Below are 26,309 nucleotides of genomic sequence, written 5' to 3'. Positions count from 1 at the left end.
ATGGAAGAACACGATTACGTCGCCACCGTCCAGCAATTCGGGCGGACCTACCGCGCATTCATGTCCGCGTTCGAAGCGCAAGTCGGGCATCCGATGACGCGCTGGCGCATCTTGCGCGCGCTGGCTTCGGACGAGGGGGAGTGGTCGCAAAAGCGGCTCGTCGAGCAACTCCGTATCGATCCGGGCGCGCTCACGCGGCAGTTGAAGGCGCTCGAACTGCTCGGCTGGGTGGCGCGCAGCACCGATACGCGCGACAACCGTATCACCAACGTCGTGCTGACGCGCGCGGGCGCCGCCGCCGTCGAAGAGAGCCTGCCGCGGCGCAACGCGTTCTTGCGCGAGACGATGGGAGCACTACCGGCCGATGCGCGGGCCGCATTGTCGTCAGCGCTGTGCCAGCTCGAAACGCGCATCGCGCAAACCGTCGAACCGGCTCAGAAGCAGGTCTCCACGACCTCCGTCACACGATAGTCGGCATCGACGACGAGGATTTGCCGCCATTTGTCGAACGTCAGGCACGGATGCGAGATGTCGAATGCAAGCATGTCGCCCACTTTGAGGTCGGTACCCGGCGCAATGCGCAGGTAGGCATGCTGATCCATCATGTTCGTGACTTCGAAGCCTTCCTCGGGCGCGATATCGCGCGGCGCCTGTGTTCCCGGACGGTAGTGGCGCGCGGCAACGGGGGCGCCCGCATCGAACGCCGTATCGCGTTTGCCGAAGCCGACGATCGCGCGATCCGGTTCGGGAATCGATTGCACGTAGGCCCACAGTTGCAGCGCGGGCAGCAACGCTTCCCCCATTTTGCGGGCGATCGGGTTGCGCGCGAGTACACCCGCCTGGGCTTTCGCGTAGACGCCGGCATCGTGCGTCAGATAGCAGCCGGGGCGCAACACCACTTCGACGCGCCCGCTGGCCGATTCGTGGGCGAATTCTTCGGCCACGACGTCGTACCATGCGGAGCCCGCGCCCGAGAGAATGGCCGGCGTGCGGGCGAACCGTCCTTGCGCCGCGAGCAGGCGGGTGGTATCGAGCGCTCGGCGCAAGAACGCGCGCACGGCCTGCTCGTCGGCAAGAATGCCCTCGTAGAGTTCGACGCCCGCGAGCTTGACCGTGTCGGCGTTGCGCTCGAGCGCGGACAATACGGCGTCGCGCTGTGCGTCGTCACGCACGCCCGTACGTCCGCGGGGTATGCCCAGCTCCAGCAGCACCGGGAGCGGCTTGCGCACGGAACGAAAGAACGCGCCCAACTGATCGACACCGTCAGCTGAATCGACGAGGCAGAAAAACTCGAAATCCGGATCGGTCAACAGCTCGGCGATCATGGCCATGTTGCGTCGTCCGACCAGCTGGTTCGCCATCAGCACGCGCTGCACACCGGCCGCATAGGCCGCGCGCGTCTGGTGCGCGGTGGCGAGCGTAATGCCCCAGGCGCCCGCCGCGAGCTGGCGGCGAAAGAGCTGCGGCGCCATCGTCGTTTTGCCGTGCGGCGCGAGCTTCACGCCGTACTCGGCCATGAAGGCCTGCATCCATCTGAGGTTGTGCTCCATGCGGTCGGCGCGCAACACCGCCGCGGGCAGGCTCACGTCCTCGGCCAACAGATTCCACTCGAGGTTGACGGCCTGGTTCAGCGGCACGCTGGCGCTCGGCACGGAGCCCAGCCCTTTGCCGTAAGGGTCGATCGTGGCGGTTTGGTAGGCGATTTTCATGGCGATCCTGGTGGAGCGTTCGAACGCGGCGCTGGCATGGCTCGAGGCACGCCGCTCAGACGACGATGGTACGAGGCCGGCCGGCGATCCGCCAGCGGAAAAGGGCGCATTGCGTGCATCGGGCGTAATGGTCGAGTACGATCGTGCGCATGGCGCGCCCGTGTCCCTGCCGGCGCCGCATCCGCCGTAGGAGCTCGTTCATGCATTCCCATCCAGAAGCCGCAGATACGCTGATCCTCGGCGCGATGCTTTACGACGGCACCGGCAACCCGCCCGTCGAGCGCGACGTGGCCGTGCGCGACGGCCGCGTCGCCGCGATCGGCAACCTGTCGAACTGGGTTGCCGAGGAGTTCGTCGAGGCCGAAGGGCGCGCACTGGCGCCCGGTTTCATCGACGTGCACACGCACGACGACATCCACGCGATCCGCTCGCCGCAGATGCTGCCCAAGCTGACGCAGGGCGTGACGACGGTGATCGTCGGCAATTGCGGCATCAGCGCTTCGCCCGTCACGCTCGCGGGCGATCCGCCGGACCCGATGAATCTGCTCGGCGGCGCCGACGCCTTTTGCTATCCGAGTTTCGCGGCCTACCGCGCCGCCGTCGATGCGGCGCGGCCGGCGGTCAATGTCGCGGCGCTGGTCGGTCATACCGCGCTGCGCAACAATCACATGGACCGGCTCGATCGCGCCGCCACGCAAGAAGAGCTCGCGGCGATGCGCGCGCAGCTCGAAGAAGCGCTTGCGCATGGCGCACTCGGCCTGAGTTCGGGGCTTGCGTATGGATCGGCCAATGCGGCCCCGACCGAAGAGGTGATGGCGCTCGCCGAGCCGCTCGCGGCGGCCGGCGCGATCTATACGACGCATATGCGCAGCGAGTTCGACGCGATCCTCGAGGCATTCGACGAAGCCTGCCGCATCGGCCGGCATGCGCGCGTGCCGGTGGTCATCTCGCACCTGAAATGCGCGGGCCCGCGCAACTGGGGCCGCAGCAAAGAAGTCCTCGCTTCGTTCGACTCCGCACGGCGCTTGCAGTCGATCGGTTGCGACTGCTATCCCTACGATCGCAGCTCCACGACGCTCGACCTCGCGCAGGTGACGGGCGATATCGAGATCACGGTGACGTGGTCGACGCCGCATCCGGAGCAGGCGGGCAAGCGCGTGTCGGCAATCGCGCGCGAATGGGGCGTCAGCGAACGGGAAGCGGCTGCGCGCCTGCAACCGGCGGGCGCCGTGTATCACAACATGTCGGAGGACGACGTACGCCGGATTCTGTCGCATCCCGCGACGATGATCGGCTCGGACGGGTTGCCGAACGATCCGCTGCCGCATCCGCGTCTATGGGGCGCATTTCCGCGCGTGCTCGGCCATTACGCGCGCGACGAGCAGCTGCTGCCGCTCGAGGAGGCCGTTCGCAAGATGACCGGTCTTCCGGCTCGGCGCTTCGGCCTGGAGGGGCGCGGCGAGGTGCGGCGCGGCGCGCACGCCGATCTCGTGTTGTTCGATCCCGCGCGCGTGCTCGATGCGGCGACGTTCGAGCGTCCGCAGCAGGCTGCCGTCGGTATCGATGCCGTCTGGGTCAACGGCGTTGCGAGCTATCGTGGCGGCGAGCCGACCGGGGAGCGGGCCGGCTGCTTCGTCGCACGTGGTCCGCGGGCGACCGGCGACGACGCGCCGCAGGCCTTCTAAGCGCCGCGCGCCGCAGGCCTTTCAAGCGCCGCGCGCGTCACTGGCGCGCAGTGCGCGCATTGTCCGGCATCGGCTGGTTGTAGTTGGTGCGAAACGGATTGATGTCGAGCCCGCCGCGGCGCGTGTAGCGCGCATAGACGGCGAGCTTGACGGGCCGGCATTCGCGCACGATGTCGACGAAGATGCGCTCGACGCACTGCTCGTGAAACCCCGTGTGATTGCGATACGAGATGATGTAGCGCAAGAGCCCGGCGTGATCGATCTGAGGTCCGACGTAATGAATCTGGAGGCTGCCCCAGTCCGGCTGGCCCGTGACGGGGCAATTCGATTTCAGCAGATTCGAGACGAGCGTCTCTTCGACCGGCGCTTCGCCATGCGCCGCCGTCAGCAGCGCGGGCTCGGGATGATAGACGTCGGCTTCGAGATCGAGCCTGTCCAGCGAGAGCCCCTCGAGTTCGTCCATCGCGAGTTTGTGGAACTCCGCCGGTGTGGCGAGACGCACGGACACGCTCGCGCCGCAGGCCGCCGAAACGTCGCGCTTGAGCATGTCGCGCAGCGCATCGGCGGACTCGATGCGGGTTTGCGCGAACGATCCCAGATAGAGCTTGAACGACTTCGATTCGACGATGTTCGGCGATTCGGCCGGCACGAGGAACGTCGCGATGGCGATCTGCGGCTTGCCGCGCGCGTTGAGCCACGAAAGCTCGTACGCGTTCCAGATGTCCGTGCCGAAAAACGGCAACTGCGCGCCGATGCCGATCGCCTCGCGCGCGAGCGCGCGAGCGATCGGAAACAACAGCGACGAATCGTATTGTTCGGTATAGGCGGCCGGTTTGCCCAGCGGCGATTGGTCGGGAGTCATGACGATGCTCGATACGCGGTGCCCGGCACGCGAAAGCGCGCTCAGGCCAGAAACAGGCGATAAACGGGGTTGCTACTCTCGTCCCAATACGGATACCCGAGCGTCGACAAAAAGCGCACGAACGCCTCGTTGTCCGCAACGGGTACCTGGATGCCGACCAGGATCGAGCTGTAGTCCGCGCCCTGGTTCCGGTAGTGGAAAAGGCTGATGTTCCAGTCCGGCGCCATCGACGACAAAAAACGCATCAATGCGCCCGGGCGCTCCGGGAACTCGAAGCGAAAGAGGCGCTCGTCGTGCGCGAGCGGCGAGCGCCCACCCACCATATAGCGGATGTGCTGCTTCGAGAGCTCGTCGCTGGTCAGGTCGACGGTGGCGAAGCCGTGCGCCTCGAACGCGCGTGCAATGGCGGCCGATTCGTCGCGGCTCTTGATTTGCACGCCGACGAAGATATGAGCTGCGCTCGCGTCGGCGATGCGGTAGTTGAATTCGGTGACGCTGCGCTCGCCGACGAGTTCGCAAAAGCGCTTGAAGCTGCCGCGTTCTTCGGGAATCGTGACGGCGAAGACGGCTTCGCGCGCCTCGCCGACTTCGGCACGCTCGGCGACGAAACGCATACGGTCGAAGTTCATGTTCGCGCCCGACGTGACGGCGACGAGCGTTTCGTTTTCGATGCCGGTGCGCTCGGCATATTGCTTGGCGCCGGCAACGGCGAGCGCGCCAGCCGGCTCGAGCAGGCTGCGGGTATCCTGGAAGACGTCTTTGATGGCGGCGCAAAGCGCGTCGGTGTTCACGATGAGAACGTCGTCGAGATACTCGCGGCACATCCGGAACGTCTCCGTTCCGACGAGCTTGACGGCGGTGCCGTCCGAAAAGAGCCCGACTTCGGCGAGCGTGACGCGCTCGGACGCCTTGATCGACTGCGCCATGGCGCACGAATCCTCGGTCTGCACGCCGATCACCTTGATTTCGGGGCGTACGGCTTTGACATAGGCCGCCACACCGGCCGCGAGGCCGCCGCCGCCGATCGGCACGAAAATCGCATGAATGGGTGCCTGGTGCTGGCTCAGGATTTCCATCGCGATCGTGCCCTGGCCTGCGATCACATACGGGTCGTCGAACGGATGGACGAACGTCAGTCCGCGCGCTTCCTGCAGCTCGAGCGCATGCGCGTAGGCATCGCTATACGATTCGCCGGTTTGCACCACCTCGACGGTCGGGCCCCCGTGGGCGCGGACCGCGTCGACCTTCACCTGCGGCGTCGTCACCGGCACGACGATGACGGCCTTCACGCCGAGGCGCGCGGCCGAGTAGGCCACGCCTTGCGCATGGTTGCCGGCCGAGGCCGTAATGACGCCGCGCGCGATCGCGTCGGTCGGAATATGGACCATCTTGTTGTAGGCGCCGCGCAGCTTGAACGAAAAGACCGGCTGGTTGTCCTCGCGCTTCAGATAGACGCGGTTCGCCAAGCGCGCCGAGAGATTGCGCGCGGGTTCGAGTTCCGTTTCGCGCGCAACGTCGTAGACGCGGGCCGTGAGGATTTTTTTGAGGTAATCGTGGGACGAGGAGGTCATGGGACGGTGCGCGCAAAGCGCTTGCAGTGCCGGCAGAGGCGGAAATAGTCAATGATAGCGCCAACGGCGGTGTTTTCGGCTCTCGGCGCCCCGTCATCTGCCGGCCGTCCGGTCGGTCGAGCAATGCGTGGCGCGGCGCCCGGCGGCGCCGGCCGACACGAGCAGCGGCCCGTTTCATGCGGTAGAATCCTAGTTTGAGACCAGGACCGGAAAATGCGCTGGCAGCCTCGGACCGCCCACTTGATCCCCGCTCCGCGAGAAGCGCGTCCCGCGGCGGAGAAGTATGTCCGTCACGCGCGATCGCGTCACGCATGAGCCTCTGCCCGTGAAGGCTTGCCGGCGCCGCATCGAGCGGCGGCCAACCGCCTTGAAGCCCAGTTTCCAAACATTGCGCGTGACGCGCGCCGCCGTTTGCGTAATCGATCCGATGCGCAAGCCGGCCCATCGATCCGTCCGACCATGAACGCACCACAAGTATTCGACCCGCACGGCGCCCCCGCCGCATTGGCCGCCGATCCCGAACCGCGGCTGCGCGAGATTCCCTACAACTACACGTCGTTTTCCGATCGCGAAATCGTCATCCGGCTGCTTGGCACCGAAGCCTGGAGCATCCTCGACGAGCTGCGCAACGAGCGCCGCACCGGCCGCTCGGCCCGCATGCTCTACGAAGTGCTGGGCGACATCTGGGTCGTGCGCCGCAATCCGTATCTGCAAGACGATCTGCTCGACAATCCGAGGCGCCGCACGCTGCTCATCGAGGCGCTCGAGCATCGGCTCAATGAAATCGAGAAGCGGCGGCACGCCGATCTCGCCGAGCATCGCGACGACGCGGGACGCGAGCGGGCCGCGCGCGTGGAAACATTGGTCGCTGCCGCGCGCCGCGCGGTGGACGCGTTTGCCGGCGAATTCGCGGCGCTCGCCGAGTTGCGCCGCCGTGCGCTGAAGGTGCTCGGACGCTGCACGCAGAAAGACAACATCCGCTTCGACGGCTTGTCGCGTGTCTCGCACGTGACCGATGCGACCGACTGGCGCGTCGAATATCCGTTCGTCGTGCTCACGCCGGACACCGAGCAGGAAATCGCGCGTCTCGTGAAGGCGTGCTTCGAACTGGGCCTGACGGTGATCCCGCGCGGCGGCGGCACCGGCTATACGGGCGGAGCCGTGCCCCTCACGCCGTTTGCGGCCGTCATCAATACGGAAAAGCTCGAGCAGCTGGGCGCAATCGAGCTCACGGAACTCCCCGGGCTCGCACTCAAGGTGCCGACCATCTTCTCGGGCGCGGGCGTCGTCACGCGTCGCGTCACGGAAGCGGCCGAGGCCGGCGGCTATGTTTTCGCGGTGGATCCGACTTCGCTCGACGCCTCCTGCATCGGCGGCAACATCGCGATGAATGCGGGCGGCAAGAAGGCCGTGCTCTGGGGCACCGCGCTCGACAATCTCGCCTGGTGGCGCATGGTCGATCCGGAGGGCAACTGGCTCGAAGTGACGCGGCTCGGCCACAACCTCGGCAAGATCCACGATGCCGACATGGCGCGCTTCGAGCTGAAGTGGTTCGACGGCGAGCACGCTCCGGGCGAGCGCTTTTTGCGTACGGAAACGTTGGCGATCGAAGGCCGACGCTTTCGCAAGGAAGGGCTCGGCAAGGACGTCACCGATAAGTTCCTGTCCGGGTTGCCCGGCGTGCAAAAGGAGGGTTGCGACGGCCTCATCACGTCGGCGCGCTGGGTGCTGCACAAGATGCCCGCGCACACGCGCACGGTCTGCCTCGAATTTTTCGGCCAGGCGCGTGAGGCGATACCGAGCATCGTCGAAATCAAGAACTATCTGTTCGAGACGGCGAAGCGCGGCGGCGCGATCCTGGCGGGGCTCGAGCATCTGGACGAACGCTATTTGCGCGCGGTCGGTTACGCGACCAAATCGAAGCGCAATGCGTTCCCGAAGATGGTATTGATCGGCGACATCGTCGGTGACGATGCCGACGCCGTGGCCTCGGCCACCTCCGAAGTGGTGCGCATGGCCAACGGCAAGAGCGGCGAGGGGTTCGTGGCCGTGAGCGCCGAGGCGCGCAAGCGTTTTTGGCTCGACCGCAGCCGCACGGCGGCGATCGCCAAGCATACGAACGCGTTCAAGATCAACGAAGACGTGGTGATCCCGCTCGATCGCATGGGCGAATACACGGACGGCATCGAGCGGATCAACATCGAGCTGTCGATCAAGAACAAGCTGCAGCTCGTCGATGCGCTCGAAGCGTTTTTCAAGGCCGGAAAGCTGCCGCTCGGCAAAAGCGACGATGCCAACGAGATTCCGAGCGCGGAGTTGCTCGAAGACCGTGTCCAGCAGGCGCTGGCATTGCTCGCGCATGTGCGTGCGCGCTGGGTCTTCCTGCGCGAGAACCTCGATATGCCGCTTCGCGAGGCGCAGCATACGCTCGTGCAGCTAGGCTACGAGGGGCTTGCCGAGAAGTTCGCCGACCGCGTCGATGGCCAGCCCGATGCAACGGTCTTTGACGTGACGCAGGATCGCACGGTGCGCGTGTCGTGGAAGCAGGAAATCCGCGCCGAGCTGAGGCAGATCTTCAACGGCGGAGAGTTCAAGCCGATCCTCGAAGAGGCGCAGGCCATCCATAAGCAGGTGCTGCGCGGCCGTGTCTTCGTCGCGCTCCATATGCACGCCGGCGATGGCAACGTGCATACGAATATTCCGGTGAACTCGGACAACTACGCGATGCTGCAGGATGCGCACGCGGCGGTCGAGCGCATCATGAAGCTCGCGCGCTCGCTCGACGGCGTGATTTCGGGCGAACACGGCATCGGCATCACCAAGCTCGAATTCCTGACCGATGACGAGATTGCCGAATTCCGCGCCTACAAGGAGCGGATCGACCCGCAAGGCCGTTTCAACAAAGGCAAGCTGCTGCCTGGGGCGGACTTGCGCAACGCCTACACGCCGAGCTTCGGCCTCATGGGTTACGAGTCGCTCATCATGCAGCAGTCCGACATCGGCGCGATCGCCGATTCCGTGAAGGACTGTCTGCGCTGCGGCAAGTGCAAGCCGGTGTGCGCGACCCACGTGCCGCGGGCAAACCTGCTCTACAGCCCGCGCAACAAGATTCTCGCGACGTCGCTGCTGATCGAGGCGTTTCTCTACGAAGAGCAGACGCGTCGCGGCGTGTCGATCAAGCATTGGGACGAGTTCAACGATGTCGCGGACCATTGCACCGTCTGCCACAAGTGCGTGACGCCGTGTCCGGTGAAGATCGACTTCGGCGACGTGTCGATGAACATGCGCAACCTTCTACGCAAGATGGGCAAGAAGAAGTTCAACCCGGGCACGACCGCGGGCATGTTCTTCCTGAACGCGACGAACCCGCGCACGATCAATCTGGCGCGCACGGCGATGATGGGCGTCGGCTACAAGGCGCAGCGGCTCGGCAACGACCTGCTCAAGCAGTTCGCGAGAAAACAGACCGCGCATCCGCCGGCGACGACGGGCAAGCCGCCTGTCGTCGAGCAGGTGATCCATTTCATCAACAAGAAGATGCCGGGCGATCTGCCGAAGAAGACGGCGCGCGCGCTGCTCGACATCGAAGACAACAAGATCGTGCCGATCATTCGCAATCCGAAGACGACGACGGTCGATTCGGAAGCGGTGTTCTACTTCCCGGGCTGCGGCTCCGAGCGCCTGTTCTCGCAAGTCGGCCTCGCGACGCAGGCGATGCTGTGGGAGGCGGGCGTGCAGACGGTGCTGCCGCCAGGCTATCTATGCTGCGGTTATCCGCAGCGCGGTGCTGGGCAGTACGACAAGGCCGAGAAGATCGTGACCGACAACCGCGTGCTGTTTCACCGGGTGGCGAACACATTGAACTATCTCGACATCAAGACCGTGGTCGTCTCGTGCGGCACCTGCTACGACCAACTGGCCGGCTATGAATTCGAGAAGATCTTCCCGGGCTGCCGGATCATCGACATCCACGAATTCCTATTGGAAAAGGGCATGAAGCTCGACGGCGTGAAGGGCACGCGGTACATGTACCACGATCCCTGCCATACGCCGATCAAGACGATGGATCCGGTCAAGCTCGTCAACGAGCTGATGGGCGCCGAGAAGGACGGGTACAAAATCGAGAAGAACGACCGCTGCTGCGGCGAATCGGGCACGTTCGCCGTGAGCCGCCCCGACATCTCCACGCAAGTGCGCTTTCGCAAGGAAGAGGAGATCAGAAAGGGTGCGGCCAAATTGCGCGCGCTGCCGATCGTCGATGCGAACGCCGGGGCCGCTGCGAACGGCGAAACCAACGTCAAGATTCTCACGAGCTGTCCTTCCTGCCTGCAAGGGCTGAAGCGCTACAACGAGGATGCCGACATCGAGGCTGACTACATCGTCGTCGAAATCGCGCGGCGCACGCTCGGCGAGGACTGGATGGTGAACTACGTGCGCCAGGCCAACGATGGCGGGATCGAGCGCGTGCTGGTGTAATAGCGGCCATCGCCGGCTCGATCGGTGACGATCGGGCCGCAACGACGCGAAAGGACGACCATGGACTGCGTATTTTGCCGTGAGGAAGGGGGAACGGTGCTTTGGCAGGATGACGCCATGCGCGTCGTGCTGACCGACGAGATCGACTATCCGGGCTTTTGCCGGGTGATTTGGAATGCGCATGTCGCCGAATTCTCCGATCTTTCCGCCGCTCACCGCGAGCGTTTGATGCGCGTGGTCTATGCTGTCGAACGAGCATTGCGCACAGTCATGCAGCCGGCCAAGGTCAATCTCGCAAGCCTTGGCAACCAGGTGCCCCACCTGCATTGGCACGCGATCCCGCGTTTCACGAACGACGCGCATTTCCCCTTGCCGATCTGGGCGCCGCGGCAGCGCACCGTGTCCGAGGCGCTGCTCGCATCGCGCCGCGCACAGGCCACGCTGCTGGGCGATGCGGTGCGCCGCGAGGTCGTGCAGGCGTTTGCCTGATACCTGCGGTTCGGGGCGCGCTGCGGGTGCCGGCGGCACTGAACACAACGAATATCGAGGCAGTCATGAGCGGACTCACTCCCGATACCCCGGTTCCGACCGGCGTCGTCGTCCATGCGAAATCGCGTGTACTGGAATTGCAATATGCGGACGGGCAGAGCTACCGGGTCCCGTTCGAGCTGCTACGCGTCTATTCGCCGTCAGCCGAGGTGCGCGGGCACGGGCCGGGCCAGGAAACGCTCCAGACCGGCAAGCGCGACGTGACGATCGTTTCGATCGCGCCGGTCGGCAACTACGCACTGCAGCCGACATTCTCGGATGGGCACTCCACGGGTCTTTACTCATGGGACTTGCTCCACGATCTGGCCACTCGCCAGGACGCATACTGGAGCGAATACCTGGGCAAGCTCGCCGCGGCAGGAGTGGACCGCGATGCGCCGATGAGCGAGCCCGGCGCTTCCGGTGCGCCGCACGGCCATTGCCACTGAAACCATTGAATAAAAAGCGGAGGATATTCGCGATGAGCAAGACCCACTTCGGCTTCGAAACGGTCGACGAGCGGGACAAGGCCAGGAAGGTCGCGGGCGTGTTCCACTCCGTCGCGTCGAATTACGACTTGATGAACGACCTGATGTCCGGGGGGCTGCACCGGGTCTGGAAGCAGTTCACCATCGCGCAGGCGAACGTGCGTCCGGGCGCGAAAGTGCTCGATATCGCGGGCGGCACGGGCGATCTGTCCAAGGCATTCGCGAAGCGGGCCGGTCCGACGGGCGAAGTGTGGCATACCGACATCAACGAATCGATGTTGCGGGTGGGGCGGGACCGGCTCCTCGATGAAGGTGTCATCACGCCGGCCCTGCTGTGCGACGCGGAGAAGATTCCGTTTCCCGACAATTACTTCGACGTAGTCACGGTCGCTTTCGGGCTGCGCAACATGACGCGCAAGGAAGTCGCGCTTGCCGAGATGCGGCGCGTGCTGAAGCCGGGCGGGCGGCTGCTCGTGCTCGAGTTTTCGAAAGTTTGGGAGCCGCTGAAAAAAGCGTACGACCTGTATTCGTTCAAGGTCTTGCCCTGGCTCGGCAACAAATTCGCGCGCGATGCTGAAAGCTACCGCTACTTGGCTGAATCGATCCGCATGCACCCGGATCAGGAAACACTGAAAACAATGATGGAACAAGCAGGCCTCGACGCCGTCAAATATTACAATTTGTCAGCTGGCGTGGTAGCCTTGCACGTGGCGACTAAATATTAGCGCCGCTAACCGCTTGTTTTTCGTGAGGAATTTCGAGATGTCCGATCCCCTTCCTGTTGCTTCCAAAAACCTTTCTAAGCCCCTTGCGAGGCGGATCGGCTCCGTTGCGCTGGTCGCGGTGCTTGCGGTGACCACCGTTGCTTCGCTCGATGCAGAAGCGAAGCGGTTGGGGGGCGGACGCACGTTCGGGCGCCAGGCCCAGACCACGCAAACGGCACCGTCCACGGCCACGCAGTCGCAGTCGCAGTCGTCGACGCAGCAGAACTCGCTGCAGTCGGCGCAACCGGCCGCCGCCGCGCGCACGCCGTCGAGCCCGGCGCAGCCGCCCGCGCGTTCGCGCTGGCTCGGCCCCATCGCCGGGTTGGCCGCCGGCCTCGGCATCGCGGCGTTGCTTTCGCACTTCGGGCTCGGCGGCGCGTTTGCCAGCATGATGGCAAACGTCATCGTGATCGCGTTGTTGGCGATGGCGGGCATCTGGCTCGTGCGTAAATTCATGTCGCGTCGTCGGGAGCCGGTGCCGGCTTATGGTGCCGCAGCGGCGGGGGCCGGTGGCGCGCCGATGCGGGACTTCGGGGTGTCGCGTATGCAGACGGCCGAGCCGGCCGCTTCGAGCGGAGCGATGCCGGGCGCCGCGATGGGCGCTGCGTCAGGCGCGGCGCTGCCAGCCGGTTTCGACACCGAAACCTTCCTGCGCCACGCGAAGGTCAACTTCGTTCGGTTGCAGGCGGCGTGGGACGAGGGCAATCTCGCCGACATTCGCGAATTCACGACCCCCGAAATGTTCGCTGAACTGAAGGTCGATATCGATGCGCGGGGCCGCGAACGCGATCAGACCGACGTCGTGCAGCTCAACGCCGAGCTCATCGGCGTCGAAGATCGCGGCAGCGAATATCTGGCGAGCGTGAGGTTCAGCGGCTTGATTCGCGAGTCGGCCGGTGAGTCGGCCGGGCCGTTCGTCGAGGTCTGGAATCTCTCCAAGGCGGCCCGCACGGGCGAGGGCTGGCTGCTGGCCGGCATCCAGCAAATCGCGCAGCACTGAGTGCTGTGCGTGGTTCGGGTGCGGCGTCGCGGCCGCACCATGGCGCGCGATGCGGCGGCGGCCGTGCGCGAACCGACGTTACAATAGTGGCCCGCGCAGGCAGCCGCCTCGCGCGGGCTTTTTTGTCGACCGCAGTTGCTGCTTTAGCTGTTACTGCGGTCCCGAGCCATGTCGAGCCCGATGATCCTTGCCGCCAAGCCCTTTGCCGCAGCCGTCAATCACCTGCTTGCCCGCGAAGCCTGGGCGCGAGAGCGGCTCGTGCCATATTCCGGGAAAACGGCACGTCTCGTCTTCTCTTCGCTTTCCATCACGTTGGCGGTGCAGCCCGAGGGCTATCTCAATGCGCTCGACGAGCATGAGGGCCCGCTGCCCGATGTCTCCATCGCGGTGCCGGCCGAAGCGGTATCGGCATTCGTGCAGGGTGGGCAGGCTGCGGTCATGAAACATGTAAGGATCGAAGGCGACGCCGAATTCGCGACGCAGCTCGGCAAACTGGCCGAGCACTTGCGCTGGGAGCCGGAAGAGGATCTCGCGCGGCTGATCGGAGACGCCAGTGCTTACCGGATGTCGGCGCTCGTGCGCACGGCCGGCGAGCGGGCGCTGCGTGCGGGACGCAATTTGCGCGACGCGGCGGCCGAGTATTTGCTCGACGAGAACCCCCAACTCGTGCGGCGCACGTTGCTCGAAAGTTTCAACAGCGAGCTCGCGCGGGCGCGCGATGCCCTTGCGCGCGTGGAAAAGCGTATCGAGCGCATCGAGGCCCAAGCCGGCGCCGGCGGCGCTTCGATTTCGCGCGGCACCCGCTAGCGAGGCCACGGACTTTTCCATGCGTTTTCTGCGCTTTATCAAGATCGTCTATACGGTCATCCGGTTCGGCCTCGACGAAATGATGCTGGCCCGCATCAACGACCGCCGCGTGCGGTTCCTGCTGCGCATCGGCACGATTGGGCGTCGCTTCAAGTCGCCGCCGGCGGTGCGGCTAAGACTTGCGCTGGAGAGCCTGGGACCGATTTTCGTCAAGTTCGGTCAAGTGCTGTCGACTCGGCGAGATCTGCTTTCGCTCGACGTGGCGATCGAGCTCGCGAAGCTGCAGGATCAGGTGCCACCATTCGATTCGGATGTCGCCATCGATATCATCGAAAAATCGCTCGGCGCCAAGGTCGACGCGCTGTTCGACGAATTCGAGCGCGTGCCGGTGGCGAGCGCATCGATCGCGCAAGTGCACTTCGCGAAGGTCAAGGCGGGGCAGCATGCCGGCAAGCCCGTCGCCATCAAGGTGCTGCGGCCGAACATGCTGCCCGTCATCGATTCCGATCTGGCGCTTTTGCGCGACATCGCGGTCTGGGCGGAGCGGCTATGGGCCGACGGCAAGCGCCTCAAACCACGCGAAGTCGTCGCCGAATTCGACAAATACCTCCACGACGAACTCGACTTGATGCGCGAGGCCGCCAACGGCAGCCAGTTGCGCCGCAACTTCATCGGGCTCGATCTGTTGCTCGTCCCGGAGATGTACTGGGAGTTCTGTACGCAGAACGTGCTCGTCATGGAGCGCATGGTCGGCGTTCCCATCAGCCAGGTCGAGACGCTGCGCGAGGCGGGCGTGGATATTCCAAAGCTCGCGCGCGAAGGTGTGGAGATTTTCTTCACACAAGTTTTCCGCGACGGCTTTTTTCATGCCGATATGCACCCGGGCAACATTCAGGTCAGCCTCGATCCAGCACATTTCGGGCGCTATATCGCGCTCGATTTCGGCATCATCGGCGCGCTGTCGGACTTCGACAAAAACTATCTGGCGCAAAACTTCCTGGCGTTTTTCAAACGCGACTATCACCGCGTGGCGACGCTTCATCTGGAATCGGGCTGGGTTCCGCCCACCACTCGCGTCGAAGAACTCGAAAGTGCGATTCGCGCCGTGTGCGAGCCCTATTTCGACCGGGCCCTGAAAGACATCTCGCTCGGGCAGGTGTTGCTCAGGCTGTTTTCGACCTCGCGGCGCTTCAATGTCGAGATTCAGCCGCAGCTCGTGTTGTTGCAAAAGACGATGCTCAATGTCGAGGGACTCGGCCGCTCGCTCGATCCGGAGCTCGATCTGTGGAAGACGGCGAAGCCTTACCTCGAACGCTGGATGAACGAACAGATCGGCATACGGGGCTGGCTGGACCGGCTGCGCGTCGAAGCGCCGCAGTGGAGCAAGACGCTGCCGCAGTTGCCGCGCCTCGTGCACAACGTGCTGGCCGGCCGCCACGATGGCGCGCGCGGGGCGCAGGACACGGTGATTCAGATGCTGCTCGTCGAACAGCGCCGTACGAATCGGCTGTTGCAGGCGCTGATACTGTTCGGCGTGGCAATGGGCGTCGGCGCGGTGGCTGCGCGGTTCTGGCTCGTGCTGGCATACGGTGGGTGAGACCGGAGCCTCTCTATGAGCGATTCGACGCAGCCCGGCAGCGAGCCGACCTTCGATTCCCGCGATCCCGGCTCGGCCCACTTCTGGGACGAGCGTTTTCGCAAGGGCTTCACGCCCTGGGATCAGGCGGGGGTGCAGCATGCGTTTCTCGCTTTCATGGCGCGCACCGAACGGCGCCCCGTCTTGATCCCGGGTTGCGGTAGCGCGTATGAGGCACTCGCGCTCGCTCGAGCCGGCTGGACCGTGCGCGCCATCGATTTTTCGGCCGATGCGGTGGCGGCCGCCCGTGCGCAGCTCGGAGAATTCGGCGCGCTGGTCGAGCAGGCCGATTTTTTCAGCTACATGCCGCCGTTCGAGCCGGGGTGGATCTACGAGCGGGCGTTTTTCTGCGCGCTGCCGCCGGCACGCCGCGCCGATTACGTCCAACGCATGGCGCAACTGCTGGCGCCGGGCGGCTTGCTCGCCGGCTTCTTTTTCCTCGGCTCGACACCCAAGGGGCCGCCGTTCGGTGTCGAGCGTGCCCAACTCGAGGCGCTCTTCGCACCGTCGTTCGAGCTCGTCGAAGACGCGCCGGTCGACGACTCCCTACCCGTCTTCGCCGGGCGCGAGCGCTGGCTCACGTGGCGCCGCCGCTGAGGCCCTTTCCGGGGCCTTGAATTTCGCGCCGACGCCCCCATCTCGGAACGGCCCGGCCCCCGGCTGCCTGAAATCAGACCGGGGGCCGGTTGCGGTTATAATTCAACGCTTTGTACGCACCGAACCGTTTTGTCGGAATTGCCGGGAAGAGAATCATGCCCATCTACGCTTATCGCTGCGAATCGTGCGGATTCGAAAAAGACGTGCTTCAGAAAATGAGCGACGCACCGCTCACGCAGTGTCCGGAGTGCAAGAGCGAGGCATTTCGGAAGCAAGTGACGGCCGCGGGCTTTCAATTGAAGGGCTCGGGTTGGTACGTCACCGATTTCCGTGGCGGCTCCAAGGGCGCCGGTGCCGCGGCGAATGGCCAGAAAGACAGCGGCGAATCGAAGACGGCGTCGGGTGATTCTGGAACCGCTACGGGAACCGCTTCGTCGGCTTCCGCGACGTCCGCGGCTTCGACGGGCGGGAGCGGCGCGGGCGGCTCGAGCGGCTCCGGTACGACGGCCCCCAGCACGACGGACGCCTGATCCGCTGCATCGCGCCGATCGGTGACCGGGCAGGCAGCCGGGCGGCTTCCGGCGCGCTCGAGGCTGGCCGTCCTCGAATGCGCTTTCGGACGCCGCGCCGAACCTTTTCCGCGGTTTTCTGACGGTATACATGAAAAACACGACGTTCAAATCCGTATTCCTGACCGGTCTGTTGGTTCTCGTGCCCCTGGCGATCACGCTATGGGTGCTCGGGCTCATCATCGGTACGATGGACCAGACGCTGCTCTTGCTGCCGGCTTCGTGGCAGCCCGAAAAGCTCTTCGGCTTCCATCTGCCGGGCATCGGCGCGCTGCTGACGCTGGCGTTCATCTTCATCGTCGGTCTGTTCACGCAGAACTTCGTCGGTCAGAAGCTCGTGACCTGGTGGGACGCCATCGTGCGTCACATCCCGATCGTGGGCCCGCTGTATACGAGCGTGAAACAGGTCTCGGACACGCTGTTGTCGAGCAGCGGCAATGCGTTTCGAAAAGCGCTTCTGATCGAATACCCGCGGCGCGGCTCTTACACGATCGCTTTTTTGACGGGTGTGCCGGGCGGCGATGTCCTCAACCACCTGAACACCGAGCACGTGAGCGTCTACGTGCCGACAACGCCCAACCCCACCTCCGGTTTTTTCCTGATGGTGCCGAAAAGCGAAGTCATCGAGCTCGATATGAGCGTCGATGCGGCGCTCAAGTACATCGTCTCGATGGGTGTGGTCGCCCCCGCGGCGCCGCCCGCGGCCGCCGTGGCGCGCCGGCCCGTCGAACCGCCTCTTTAAATACCGGGCGAAACGCGTAGCGTTCATCGCTCAATCATGCAAACGATAGACGAACACCATGTCGATGAGATCTGAATACTGCGGTCTGGTGACCGAACACCTGCTGGGTCAAACCGTTGCGCTCTGCGGGTGGGTGCATCGCCGGCGCGACCACGGCGGCGTCATTTTCATCGACCTGCGCGACCGCGAAGGCCTGGTCCAGGTCGTTTGCGATCCCGATCGTGCCGACATGTTCAAAGCCGCCGAGGGGGTGCGCAACGAGTTCTGCGTGCGCGTTGTCGGCGTCGTGCGCAACCGCCCCGAGGGAACGATTAACGCGGGCCTGCAGAGCGGCAAGATCGAAGTGCTCTGCCATGAGCTCACCGTGCTCAACGCATCGGTCACGCCGCCGTTCCAGCTCGACGACGACAATCTCTCGGAAACCACGCGCCTGACGCACCGTGTGCTCGATCTGCGCCGTCCGCAAATGCAGCACAACCTGCGTTTGCGTTACCGCGTGGCGATCGAAGTGCGCAAGTACCTCGACGCGCAAGGCTTCATCGATATCGAAACGCCGATGCTCACGAAGAGCACGCCCGAAGGCGCGCGCGACTACCTCGTGCCGTCGCGTGTGAACGCCGGGCAGTTCTTCGCGCTGCCGCAGTCGCCCCAGCTTTTCAAGCAGCTTTTGATGGTGGCGAACTTCGATCGCTACTATCAGATCGTCAAGTGCTTCCGCGACGAGGACCTGCGGGCCGACCGTCAGCCCGAATTCACGCAGATCGACTGCGAAACGTCGTTCCTCTCGGAACAGGAAATCCGCGATCTTTTCGAAAAGATGATCCGGCACGTGTTCAAGGAAACGATCGATGTCACGCTCGACGATCCGTTCCCGGTCATGCAGTACGCCGAAGCGATGGCGCGTTTCGGTTCGGACAAGCCCGACCTGCGGGTGAAGCTCGAGTTCACCGAGCTGACCGATGCCATGAAGGACGTCGAGTTCAAGGTATTCAGCGCACCTGCCAATACGAAGGACGGCCGTGTCGCGGCGCTGCGCGTGCCCAAGGGCAGCGAGCTCTCGCGCGGCGACATCGACGGGTATACGGAGTTCGTGCGCATTTACGGCGCGAAAGGCCTCGCCTGGATCAAGGTCAACGATGCCGCGAAGGGGCGCGACGGTCTGCAAAGCCCGATCGTCAAGAACCTGCACGATGCGGCGATTGCGGCGATCCTCGAGCGCACCGGCGCACAGGACGGCGACATCGTTTTCTTTGCCGCCGATCGCGCGAAGGTGGTCAACGACAGCCTCGGCGCATTGCGTCTGAAGATCGGCCATTCGGAATTCGGCAAGGCGAACGGCCTCGTCGAGCAAGGCTGGAAGCCGCTGTGGGTCGTCGATTTCCCGATGTTCGAATACGACGAGGAAGAGGCGCGCCACGTCGCCGCTCACCATCCGTTCACGAGCCCGAAGGATGAGCACCTCGAGTATCTCGAGACGGACCCGGGCCGTTGCCTCGCCAAAGCTTACGATATGGTGCTCAACGGCTGGGAGATCGGCGGCGGGTCCGTGCGGATCCATCGCGAAGAGGTGCAAAGCAAGGTCTTCCGCGCGCTGAAGATCGGTCCGGACGAGGCGCGTGCGAAGTTCGGCTTCCTGCTCGACGCGCTGCAGTACGGCGCGCCGCCGCATGGCGGGATTGCGTTCGGGCTCGACCGCATCGTGACGATGATGGCGGGTGCCGATTCGATTCGCGATGTCATTGCGTTCCCGAAGACGCAGCGTGCGCAATGTCTGCTGACGCAAGCGCCGAGCCCCGTCGACGAGCGCCAACTGCGCGAGCTGCACATCCGACTGCGCCAGCCCGAGCAGCCGAAGGCGTAAGCTGTTGCTCTCGCGCGGCGTGCCGCGCGGATCATCGGAAAAGGCGCTTCGGCGCCTTTTGTCAAAGCCATGCAAAAACCGCCGAAGATCCCGGAGTCCGTTCTCGTCGTCATTTACACGCCGGAGCTCGACGTGCTCGTCATCGAGCGCGCCGACCGGCCTGGGTTCTGGCAATCCGTGACCGGATCGAAGGACAGCCTCGACGAACCGCTGGCGCAGACCGCGATGCGCGAGGTGGCGGAGGAAACGGGCATCGCCATCGGCAGTGCCGACGTGCCGGTGAGCGCGCTCGTCGATTGGGGCCAGCACATCGAGTACGACATCTACCCGGTCTGGCGCCATCGCTATGCCGAGGGCGTCACTCGCAACCTGGAGCACTGGTTCGGGCTCGAAGTGCCGCGGCGGCTCGAGGTGCAGCTCGCACCGCGCGAGCATACCGCTTACCTCTGGCTGCCCTACGAGCAAGCGGCGGCCCGGTGCTTTTCGTCGTCCAACCGCGACGCGATCCTGCAGTTGTCGCGTCGCTTGCGAGCGCGCGGCGAATGAGCCGTCACGGCGCGCGCCGGTTGGCGCGCTTCGGCGCGGCGCTGGTATCGCGGCGTCGTTCGATCCGCCTTGCCTTCACCCCCGGCAATCGCGTGCGGCTTTTCGGCACCGGCGATACCTACTTCGCGGCGCTCGTTGCCCGCATCGACGCGGCGCAGCACGACGTGGCGCTCGAAACGTATATCTATTGCGACGATGCAGCCGGCCGTCCGGTATCGGAGGCGCTGACGCGCGCGGCCGCGCGCGGCGTGCGCGTGCGCGTGATCACCGACGGCATCGGCACGGGCCGGCTTCCGCTCTTCGACGCGTGGCGTGAAGCCGGCGTCGAACACCGCATCTACAATCCGCACCTGTTCGGCCGGTTCGGCTTTTCGCGCACGCATCGGAAGATCGCTTTCGTCGACGGAATCGCCGCGTTTTGCGGCGGCATCAATATCGTCGACGATTACGATGCCGGCGCTTTGCGCCTGCCGTTCCCGCGTTGGGATTTTGCCGTGGAATTGAACGGGCCCGTCGTTGCGCAGGTACGAGCGGCGTTCGACATTCAATGGCGCCGTCTGGAGATCGGCCATCGGCCGAATCCGCTCGACGCGCTGCGCGCGGGCATGCGGGGTATTTCGTCAGCCCCCGGCGTGCGTGCGCGGCGCGCCGCGCCTTTGACGGCCGGCGAGCCAGCTGTCGCATTCATCGCGCGCGACAATCTCGTGAACCGCCGCGCGATCGAAAAGGCCTACCTCGTGGCGATCGGCCGCGCGCGCCGCGAAATCCTCGTCGCCAACCCCTACTTCATGCCGGGACGCCGAATGCGTCGCGCGCTCGTGCGCGCGGCAAGGCGCGGCGTGGATGTGCGCCTGCTCGTCGGCAGAAAGGAATTCGTCGTACTCGATCATGCCGTGCGCTACCTCTATCGAACATTGTTGATGGCGGGCGTGCGTATCGGGGAGTATGAAAAGACGATGCTGCATGCCAAGGTGGCGGTCATCGATTCGAGCTGGGCGACGATCGGTTCGTCCAATCTCGATGCGCTCAGCCTGGTGCTCAACAATGAAGCGAATGTCGTGCTCGTCGAGCACGACGAAATCGGTCTTTTGCGCCGCGCGATTCTCGCCGCCTTCGACGACGGGAGACCGATCGACGCCGTCCGCTATGCGGCCCGCCCCTGGTACGAGCGGGTCGTGAACCGGGTGGCCTATGTGGTCTACCGAATGGCGATGAAACTGCTCACGATCGGCGGCTACGACTGAGGGCAATCCGCGAAAGCCCTCTATCCCGATACCGGCGAATGCGGCAATACTCCGATCATCGAAACTGTGCCCGGTTAGATCGGGTTTTCTAATAAAGTCCTTGTTTCGACGACGGCTGCGCTCAATAATAGTACGGCCGTTCGTTTTTGGATGGAATCCTATAAGAACGGTATTTGGCCATGCGAAAAGGTGAACAGACGCGCGCCGCGATTCTCGATGCTGCGCTTGACCTGGCGAGCCGCGATGGGCTCGAGGGTCTGACGATCGGGCTTTTGGCCGAGCGTATGCAGATGAGCAAGAGCGGCGTGTTCGCGCACTTTGGCTCGCGCGAGGATTTGCAGGTGGAAGTGGTGCGCGAGTACCACCGCCGCTTCGAGGAAGAAGTGTTCTTCCCGAGCCTGCGTGAGCCGCGCGGGTTGCCGCGTTTGCGTGCAATGCTGAGCCGCTGGATCGAGAAGCGCATCCAGGAAGTGACGACGGGATGCATCTATATCAGCGGCGCGGTCGAGTACGACGATCGCGGCGACAATCCGGTCCGCGAAGAGCTCGTCGCGAGTGTGTCGACCTGGCGTGCGGCATTGCTGCGCGCGATTTCGCAGGCGTTGGCGGAGGGGCATTTGCGTCCGGATACCGATCCGAATCTGATGCTTTTCGAACTGTATAGCTTCACGCTCGGTCTGCATCATGATGCACGCTTTCTGCACCTGCCGGATGCGGTGCGACTGACGTGGGCCGCGTTGGAAAAGACGATCGTCTTGTATCAAAGTCAGAGCGAAAGCCGTTAGCGGGCGCGCGGGCCATCGATACCCGCCCGCGCGACGGCCGAGCTGGTCGCTGCATATCTTGGGAGGGGAGTCATGGGTCAGTACGCCGCGCCGTTGCGGGACATGCAGTTCGTCATGCACGAGCTGCTCGATGTCGAAGCCGAACTGAAAGGCATGCCGAAACATGCCGATCTGGATGCCGATACGATCAACCAGGTGCTCGAGGAGGCCGGCAAATTCTGCTCGGAGGTGCTCTTCCCGCTGAACCAGACCGGCGACCGCGAAGGCTGCGTCTATCACGGCGACGGTGTCGTCACGACGCCGAAGGGTTTCAAGGAGGCCTACGCGCAATACGTCGCGGCAGGTTGGCCCGCGCTCGGCTGCGACCCTGAATACGGCGGCCAGGGCCTGCCCGCATTCGTCAATAACGCGCTGTATGAAATGGCCAACTCGGCCAATCAGGCCTGGACGATGTATCCGGGGCTCTCTCATGGCGCCTACGAATGTTTGCGGGAGCACGGCACGCCGGAGCAGCAGCGCGTCTATCTGCCGAGGCTGGTGGCCGGCACCTGGACGGGCACGATGTGCCTGACCGAGCCCCATTGCGGTACGGACCTCGGCATTCTGCGCACGAAAGCCGAGCCTGCGCTCGAAGGCTCCTACTCGATCACCGGCACCAAGATCTTCATTTCGAGCGGCGAGCACGATCTCGCCGAAAACATCGTGCACCTCGTGCTTGCCCGGCTGCCCGACGCGCCTCCGGGAACGAAGGGCATTTCGCTTTTCATCGTGCCGAAATTCGTGCCGAACGCGAGTGGCGAGATCGGCGAGCGCAATGGCGTCAAGTGCGGCTCGATCGAGCACAAGATGGGCATCCACGGCAACGCCACCTGCGTCATGAATCTCGACAACGCGCAGGGTTGGCTCGTGGGCGAGCCGAACCGCGGGCTGCAGGCCATGTTCGTCATGATGAACGCGGCGCGGCTCGGCGTCGGCATGCAAGGGCTCGGCCTCACGGAAGTCGCGTACCAGAACTCGCTCGCCTATGCGAAGGAGCGCTTGCAGATGCGCTCGCTGACCGGGCCCAAAGCACCGGACAAGCCGGCGGACCCGATCATCGTGCATCCGGACGTTCGCCGCCTGCTGCTGACGCAAAAGGCCTATGCCGAGGGCGGGCGTGCATTCACGTACTGGTCGGCACTGCAGATCGACAAGGAACTCTCCCATGCCGACGAATCGGTGCGCAAGGAAGCGGCCGATCTCGTCGCTCTGCTGACGCCGATCATCAAGGCGTTCCTGACCGACAACGCATTCGAGTGCACGAATCACGCCATGCAGGTCTTCGGCGGTCATGGCTTCATTTCCGAATGGGGAATGGAGCAGTACGTGCGCGACGCGCGCATCAACATGATCTACGAAGGCACGAACGCTGTGCAGGCACTCGATCTGCTGGGCCGCAAGGTGCTCGGCGACATGGGCGCGAAGCTCAAGAAATTCGGCAAGCTCGTGTCGGATTTCGTCGAAGAGCAAGGCGTGAAGTCCGAGATGCAGGAGTTCGTCAATCCGCTGGCCGACATCGGCGAGAAGGTGCAGAAGCTGACGATGGAAATCGGCATGAAGGCCATGCAGAACCCGGACGAGGTCGGGGCGGCGGCCGTGCCCTATCTGCGCACCGTGGGGCACCTCGTGTTTTCGTATTTCTGGGCCCGCATGGCGCGCATCGCGCTCGACAAAGAGGCGTCGGGCGATCCGTTCTATAAGTCGAAACTTGCCACCGCGCGTTTTTACTTCGCCAAACTCCTGCCCGAGACGGCCGCCACGATTCGTATGGCGCGTGCCGGTGCAAAGCCATTGATGGACATCGACGAGGCGCTTTTCTGAACGATGACGGGATTCGCCGACGTCTTCGTTCGACGCGTCCGTTTCATATCGGCCGGCTGCCGCAGGGTGCGCCTGGTGCGCCCACGCGGGGGCCGGCAAACCGCATGACTCCGAGGGAGAATTGACGTGAGCAACCTGATCATTCGCAAGGTGGCCGTGCTCGGTGCCGGCGTGATGGGTGCGCAGATCGCGGCGCATCTGATCAACGCCAAAGTTCCGGTGCTGCTCTTCGATCTGCCGGCCAAGGAAGGCCCCAAAAACGGGATCGCCCTGAAAGCGATCGAGAATCTCAAGAAGCTCTCGCCCGCGCCGTTCGGCGTCAAGGACGACGCGCGCTTTCTCGAGCCGGCCAATTATGAAGACGACATCGCCCGGCTGGGCGAGTGCGATCTCGTCATCGAAGCCATCGCCGAGCGCATGGACTGGAAGCATGACCTCTACAAGAAGGTCTCGCCGCATCTCGCGCCGCATGCGATTTTCGCCACGAATACTTCGGGGCTGTCGATCGGCAAGCTGTCGGACGGATTCTCCGACGAACTCAAAGCGCGCTTTTGCGGCGTGCATTTCTTCAATCCGCCGCGCTACATGCATCTCGTCGAGCTGATTCCGACGCCGCATACACGTGCGCAGATTCTCGACGATCTCGAGACGTTCTTGACGAGCGTCGTCGGCAAGGGCGTCGTGCGGGCCAAGGATACGCCGAACTTCATCGCCAATCGCGTCGGCGTGTTCTCGATCCTGGCCGTGATCGCGGAAGCGCAGAAGTTCGGTCTGCGCTTCGACGAGGTCGACGATCTGACCGGCGCGCGGCTCGGCCGCGCCAAATCGGCGACGTTCCGTACCGCCGATGTCGTCGGCCTGGACACGATGGCCCATGTCATCAAGACGATGCAGGACAATCTCGCCGACGATCCGTTTGCGCCCGTGTATGAAACGCCGGCCGTACTGGCGGAACTCGTGAAGCAGGGCGCGCTCGGCCAGAAGACCGGGGCCGGCTTTTACAGGAAGGAAGGCAAGACCATCAAGGTGCTCGACCCGAAATCGGGTACCTATATCGAAGGCGGCGCCAAGGCGGACGAACTCGTCGGCCGCATTCTCAAGCGCCCGGCCGCGGAACGGTTGAAGCTGCTGCGCGAATCGGAGCACCCGCAGGCCCAGTTCCTCTGGGCGATTTTCCGCGACGTATTCCACTACATCGCCGTGCATCTCGAGTCGATCGCCGATAACGCGCGCGACGTCGATCTGGCGATCCGTTGGGGCTTCGGCTGGAACGATGGACCGTTCGAAGGTTGGCAGGCGGCCGGCTGGAAGCAGGTCGCCGAATGGGTGCAGGAAGACGTCAGCGCGGGCAAGGCGCTTTCGAAGGCGCCGCTGCCGTCGTGGGTGTTCGAAGGTGCGGTGGCCGAAAGCGGTGGCGTGCATACGAACGAGGGCTCGTGGTCGCCCGCCGCGGGCAAGTTCGTGCCGCGCCCGGCGCTTCCCGTCTACGACAAGCAGGTGTTCCGCGCACCGCTCGTCGGCGAAACCGGGATCGATCCGAAGACCTACGGCAAGACGCTTTTCGAAACCGATGCGGTGCGCGCCTGGGTCGATCCGCGCGCAGGTGAAGACGACGTCGTCATCGTGTCGTTCAAGAGCAAGATGAACACGATCGGCCCGAGCGTGATCGACGGGATCGTGCAGGCGATCGAGCTCGCCGAGAAGGCGTACAAGGCCGTGGTCGTCTGGCAGCCGACCTCGCTCAAGCTCGGGACGCCGGGCGGTCCGTTTTCAGCCGGTGCCAATCTCGAGGAGGCCATGCCCGCTTTCATGATGGGCGGCGCCAAGGGCATCGAGCCGTTCGTAAAGAAATTCCAGCAGGGGATGTTGCGGATCAAGTATGCGAACGTCCCCGTCGTCGCGGCGGTCTCGGGCATCGCGCTCGGTGGCGGTTGCGAGCTGGTTCTGCACAGTGCGAAGCGCGTCGCGCACATCGAAAGCTACATCGGCCTCGTCGAAGTGGGTGTCGGGCTCGTGCCGGCCGGCGGCGGGCTCAAGGAAGCGGCATTGCGGGCCGCCGACGCGGCCGCGGCGATCGGCGCGCCGACGGGCGAACTGTTGAAGTTCATCGGCAAATCGTTCGAGAACGCGGCGATGGCCAAAGTCTCCGGCTCGGCGCTCGAGGCGCGTGCAATGGGGTATCTCAAGCCGTCCGACACGATCGTCTTCAACGTGTTCGAGCTGCTCGATACCGCGAAGAAGGAGGCGCGCGCGCTGGCGGCGGCAGGCTACCGTCCGCCGTTGCGTGCCACGCAGATTCCGGTGGCGGGCCGCTCCGCGATCTCGACGATCAAGGCTCAACTGGTCAATATGCGCGACGGCAACTTCATCAGCGCTCACGATTTCCTGATCGCTTCGCGTATTGCCGAGGTGATCTGCGGTGGCGACGTGGAAGCCGGCAGTCTCGTCGACGAGGAATGGCTGCTGACGCTCGAGCGGCGCGCTTTCGTCGAATTGCTCGGCACGCAAAAGACGCAGGAGCGGATCATGGGCATGCTGCAGACCGGCAAGCCGGTGCGCAATTAACGAGAGTCGCATTC

Annotated in this window: 22 protein-coding genes; 19 read left to right on the top strand and 3 right to left on the bottom strand. The window is 64.3% G+C overall.

Annotation, left to right across the window (positions count from 1 at the left end):
* Positions 1–471 (top strand): MarR family winged helix-turn-helix transcriptional regulator, encoded by a 471-nt coding sequence (locus tag ACO1XS_RS19530; RefSeq protein ID WP_331569637.1) that lies wholly within the window; start codon positions 1–3, stop codon positions 469–471.
* On the opposite strand, the gene ACO1XS_RS19525 is transcribed toward ACO1XS_RS19530, so the two are convergent.
* Entirely contained in the window at positions 435–1,709 is a 1,275-nt protein-coding gene (locus ACO1XS_RS19525; protein WP_331569635.1) for an amino acid deaminase, read from the bottom strand. The two genes, ACO1XS_RS19530 and ACO1XS_RS19525, sit on opposite strands and share 37 nt — an antisense overlap.
* On the opposite strand from ACO1XS_RS19525, the gene ACO1XS_RS19520 reads away from it, so the two are divergent.
* Positions 1,708–1,899, top strand: a complete 192-nt coding sequence (locus tag ACO1XS_RS19520) for a hypothetical protein (protein WP_331569633.1) — start codon at positions 1,708–1,710, stop codon at positions 1,897–1,899. The genes ACO1XS_RS19525 and ACO1XS_RS19520 overlap by 2 nt on opposite strands.
* A gap of 10 nt (positions 1,900–1,909) precedes the next feature.
* Positions 1,910–3,394, top strand: a complete 1,485-nt coding sequence (locus tag ACO1XS_RS19515) for an N-acyl-D-amino-acid deacylase family protein (protein WP_486391454.1) — start codon at positions 1,910–1,912, stop codon at positions 3,392–3,394.
* 37 nt (positions 3,395–3,431) lie between these two features.
* On the opposite strand, the gene queF is transcribed toward ACO1XS_RS19515, so the two are convergent.
* Together queF and ilvA are read right to left on the bottom strand one after the other, a co-directional pair.
* Positions 3,432–4,256 (bottom strand): NADPH-dependent 7-cyano-7-deazaguanine reductase QueF, encoded by an 825-nt coding sequence (gene queF / locus ACO1XS_RS19510; RefSeq protein ID WP_486391453.1) that lies wholly within the window; start codon positions 4,254–4,256, stop codon positions 3,432–3,434.
* A 41-nt stretch (positions 4,257–4,297) separates the two neighbouring features.
* Complete coding sequence (ilvA, locus tag ACO1XS_RS19505) at positions 4,298–5,827, bottom strand: threonine ammonia-lyase, biosynthetic (protein ID WP_331569627.1); 1,530 nt, start codon at positions 5,825–5,827, stop codon at positions 4,298–4,300.
* A gap of 459 nt (positions 5,828–6,286) precedes the next feature.
* Between ilvA and ACO1XS_RS19500 the strand changes: the two genes are divergently transcribed.
* The 16 genes from ACO1XS_RS19500 (at position 6,287) to ACO1XS_RS19425 (ending at position 26,295) form a co-directional block, all read left to right on the top strand.
* On the top strand, positions 6,287–10,303 hold the full coding sequence (locus ACO1XS_RS19500; RefSeq protein WP_486391452.1) for a DUF3683 domain-containing protein: 4,017 nt from the start codon (positions 6,287–6,289) through the stop codon (positions 10,301–10,303).
* A gap of 60 nt (positions 10,304–10,363) precedes the next feature.
* Positions 10,364–10,792: an HIT family protein gene (locus ACO1XS_RS19495; protein ID WP_331569623.1), complete on the top strand. Its 429-nt coding sequence runs from the start codon at positions 10,364–10,366 to the stop codon at positions 10,790–10,792.
* Between the two features lie 65 nt (positions 10,793–10,857).
* Complete coding sequence (locus ACO1XS_RS19490) at positions 10,858–11,280, top strand: gamma-butyrobetaine hydroxylase family protein (protein ID WP_486391451.1); 423 nt, start codon at positions 10,858–10,860, stop codon at positions 11,278–11,280.
* A 32-nt stretch (positions 11,281–11,312) separates the two neighbouring features.
* A complete protein-coding gene (gene ubiE, locus ACO1XS_RS19485) occupies positions 11,313–12,044 on the top strand; it encodes a bifunctional demethylmenaquinone methyltransferase/2-methoxy-6-polyprenyl-1,4-benzoquinol methylase UbiE (protein ID WP_331569619.1) in 732 nt (243 codons plus the stop codon).
* 37 nt (positions 12,045–12,081) lie between these two features.
* On the top strand, positions 12,082–13,083 hold the full coding sequence (locus ACO1XS_RS19480; protein ID WP_486391450.1) for a Tim44 domain-containing protein: 1,002 nt from the start codon (positions 12,082–12,084) through the stop codon (positions 13,081–13,083).
* 180 nt (positions 13,084–13,263) lie between these two features.
* On the top strand, positions 13,264–13,890 hold the full coding sequence (locus ACO1XS_RS19475) for a ubiquinone biosynthesis accessory factor UbiJ (RefSeq protein ID WP_486391467.1): 627 nt from the start codon (positions 13,264–13,266) through the stop codon (positions 13,888–13,890).
* Positions 13,891–13,909: 19 nt separating this feature from the next.
* Positions 13,910–15,487, top strand: a complete 1,578-nt coding sequence (ubiB, locus tag ACO1XS_RS19470) for a ubiquinone biosynthesis regulatory protein kinase UbiB (protein ID WP_486391449.1) — start codon at positions 13,910–13,912, stop codon at positions 15,485–15,487.
* 15 nt (positions 15,488–15,502) lie between these two features.
* On the top strand, positions 15,503–16,123 hold the full coding sequence (locus ACO1XS_RS19465; protein ID WP_486391448.1) for a methyltransferase domain-containing protein: 621 nt from the start codon (positions 15,503–15,505) through the stop codon (positions 16,121–16,123).
* A 155-nt stretch (positions 16,124–16,278) separates the two neighbouring features.
* Entirely contained in the window at positions 16,279–16,653 is a 375-nt protein-coding gene (locus ACO1XS_RS19460) for an FmdB family zinc ribbon protein (protein ID WP_331569611.1), read from the top strand.
* A gap of 130 nt (positions 16,654–16,783) precedes the next feature.
* Complete coding sequence (locus ACO1XS_RS19455) at positions 16,784–17,434, top strand: DUF502 domain-containing protein (RefSeq protein WP_331569609.1); 651 nt, start codon at positions 16,784–16,786, stop codon at positions 17,432–17,434.
* A gap of 58 nt (positions 17,435–17,492) precedes the next feature.
* Positions 17,493–19,295 (top strand): aspartate--tRNA ligase, encoded by a 1,803-nt coding sequence (gene aspS / locus ACO1XS_RS19450; protein ID WP_331569608.1) that lies wholly within the window; start codon positions 17,493–17,495, stop codon positions 19,293–19,295.
* A gap of 69 nt (positions 19,296–19,364) precedes the next feature.
* Positions 19,365–19,841, top strand: a complete 477-nt coding sequence (nudB, locus tag ACO1XS_RS19445) for a dihydroneopterin triphosphate diphosphatase (RefSeq protein WP_486391447.1) — start codon at positions 19,365–19,367, stop codon at positions 19,839–19,841.
* Entirely contained in the window at positions 19,838–21,085 is a 1,248-nt protein-coding gene (gene clsB / locus ACO1XS_RS19440) for a cardiolipin synthase ClsB (protein WP_486391446.1), read from the top strand. Before nudB ends, clsB begins: the two co-directional genes overlap by 4 nt.
* Before the next feature lie 179 nt (positions 21,086–21,264).
* Entirely contained in the window at positions 21,265–21,870 is a 606-nt protein-coding gene (locus ACO1XS_RS19435; RefSeq protein WP_331569602.1) for a TetR/AcrR family transcriptional regulator, read from the top strand.
* A gap of 72 nt (positions 21,871–21,942) precedes the next feature.
* Entirely contained in the window at positions 21,943–23,730 is a 1,788-nt protein-coding gene (locus tag ACO1XS_RS19430; RefSeq protein WP_486391445.1) for an acyl-CoA dehydrogenase C-terminal domain-containing protein, read from the top strand.
* A 126-nt stretch (positions 23,731–23,856) separates the two neighbouring features.
* Complete coding sequence (locus ACO1XS_RS19425) at positions 23,857–26,295, top strand: 3-hydroxyacyl-CoA dehydrogenase/enoyl-CoA hydratase family protein (RefSeq protein WP_331569598.1); 2,439 nt, start codon at positions 23,857–23,859, stop codon at positions 26,293–26,295.
* The last annotated feature ends 14 nt before the right edge of the window (positions 26,296–26,309 follow it).

This window comes from Trinickia sp. (assembly GCF_057351765.1).
The sequence above is the reverse complement of the archived record's forward strand: the minus strand, read 5'-3'. Positions and strand labels throughout refer to the sequence as shown.

Bases quoted from the DNA above. Each gene is read 5' to 3' on its own strand.
- ACO1XS_RS19530 (WP_331569637.1), top strand. From the start codon at position 1: ATGGAAGAACACGATTACGTCGCCACCGTCCAGCAATTCGGGCGGACC.
- ACO1XS_RS19520 (WP_331569633.1), top strand. From the start codon at position 1,708: ATGGCGATCCTGGTGGAGCGTTCGAACGCGGCGCTGGCATGGCTCGAG.
- ACO1XS_RS19525 (WP_331569635.1), bottom strand. From the start codon at position 1,709: ATGAAAATCGCCTACCAAACCGCCACGATCGACCCTTACGGCAAAGGG.
- ACO1XS_RS19515 (WP_486391454.1), top strand. From the start codon at position 1,910: ATGCATTCCCATCCAGAAGCCGCAGATACGCTGATCCTCGGCGCGATG.
- queF (WP_486391453.1), bottom strand. From the start codon at position 4,256: ATGACTCCCGACCAATCGCCGCTGGGCAAACCGGCCGCCTATACCGAA.
- ilvA (WP_331569627.1), bottom strand. From the start codon at position 5,827: ATGACCTCCTCGTCCCACGATTACCTCAAAAAAATCCTCACGGCCCGC.
- ACO1XS_RS19500 (WP_486391452.1), top strand. From the start codon at position 6,287: ATGAACGCACCACAAGTATTCGACCCGCACGGCGCCCCCGCCGCATTG.
- ACO1XS_RS19495 (WP_331569623.1), top strand. From the start codon at position 10,364: ATGGACTGCGTATTTTGCCGTGAGGAAGGGGGAACGGTGCTTTGGCAG.
- ACO1XS_RS19490 (WP_486391451.1), top strand. From the start codon at position 10,858: ATGAGCGGACTCACTCCCGATACCCCGGTTCCGACCGGCGTCGTCGTC.
- ubiE (WP_331569619.1), top strand. From the start codon at position 11,313: ATGAGCAAGACCCACTTCGGCTTCGAAACGGTCGACGAGCGGGACAAG.
- ACO1XS_RS19480 (WP_486391450.1), top strand. From the start codon at position 12,082: ATGTCCGATCCCCTTCCTGTTGCTTCCAAAAACCTTTCTAAGCCCCTT.
- ACO1XS_RS19475 (WP_486391467.1), top strand. From the start codon at position 13,264: ATGATCCTTGCCGCCAAGCCCTTTGCCGCAGCCGTCAATCACCTGCTT.
- ubiB (WP_486391449.1), top strand. From the start codon at position 13,910: ATGCGTTTTCTGCGCTTTATCAAGATCGTCTATACGGTCATCCGGTTC.
- ACO1XS_RS19465 (WP_486391448.1), top strand. From the start codon at position 15,503: ATGAGCGATTCGACGCAGCCCGGCAGCGAGCCGACCTTCGATTCCCGC.
- ACO1XS_RS19460 (WP_331569611.1), top strand. From the start codon at position 16,279: ATGCCCATCTACGCTTATCGCTGCGAATCGTGCGGATTCGAAAAAGAC.
- ACO1XS_RS19455 (WP_331569609.1), top strand. From the start codon at position 16,784: ATGAAAAACACGACGTTCAAATCCGTATTCCTGACCGGTCTGTTGGTT.
- aspS (WP_331569608.1), top strand. From the start codon at position 17,493: ATGTCGATGAGATCTGAATACTGCGGTCTGGTGACCGAACACCTGCTG.
- nudB (WP_486391447.1), top strand. From the start codon at position 19,365: ATGCAAAAACCGCCGAAGATCCCGGAGTCCGTTCTCGTCGTCATTTAC.
- clsB (WP_486391446.1), top strand. From the start codon at position 19,838: ATGAGCCGTCACGGCGCGCGCCGGTTGGCGCGCTTCGGCGCGGCGCTG.
- ACO1XS_RS19435 (WP_331569602.1), top strand. From the start codon at position 21,265: ATGCGAAAAGGTGAACAGACGCGCGCCGCGATTCTCGATGCTGCGCTT.
- ACO1XS_RS19430 (WP_486391445.1), top strand. From the start codon at position 21,943: ATGGGTCAGTACGCCGCGCCGTTGCGGGACATGCAGTTCGTCATGCAC.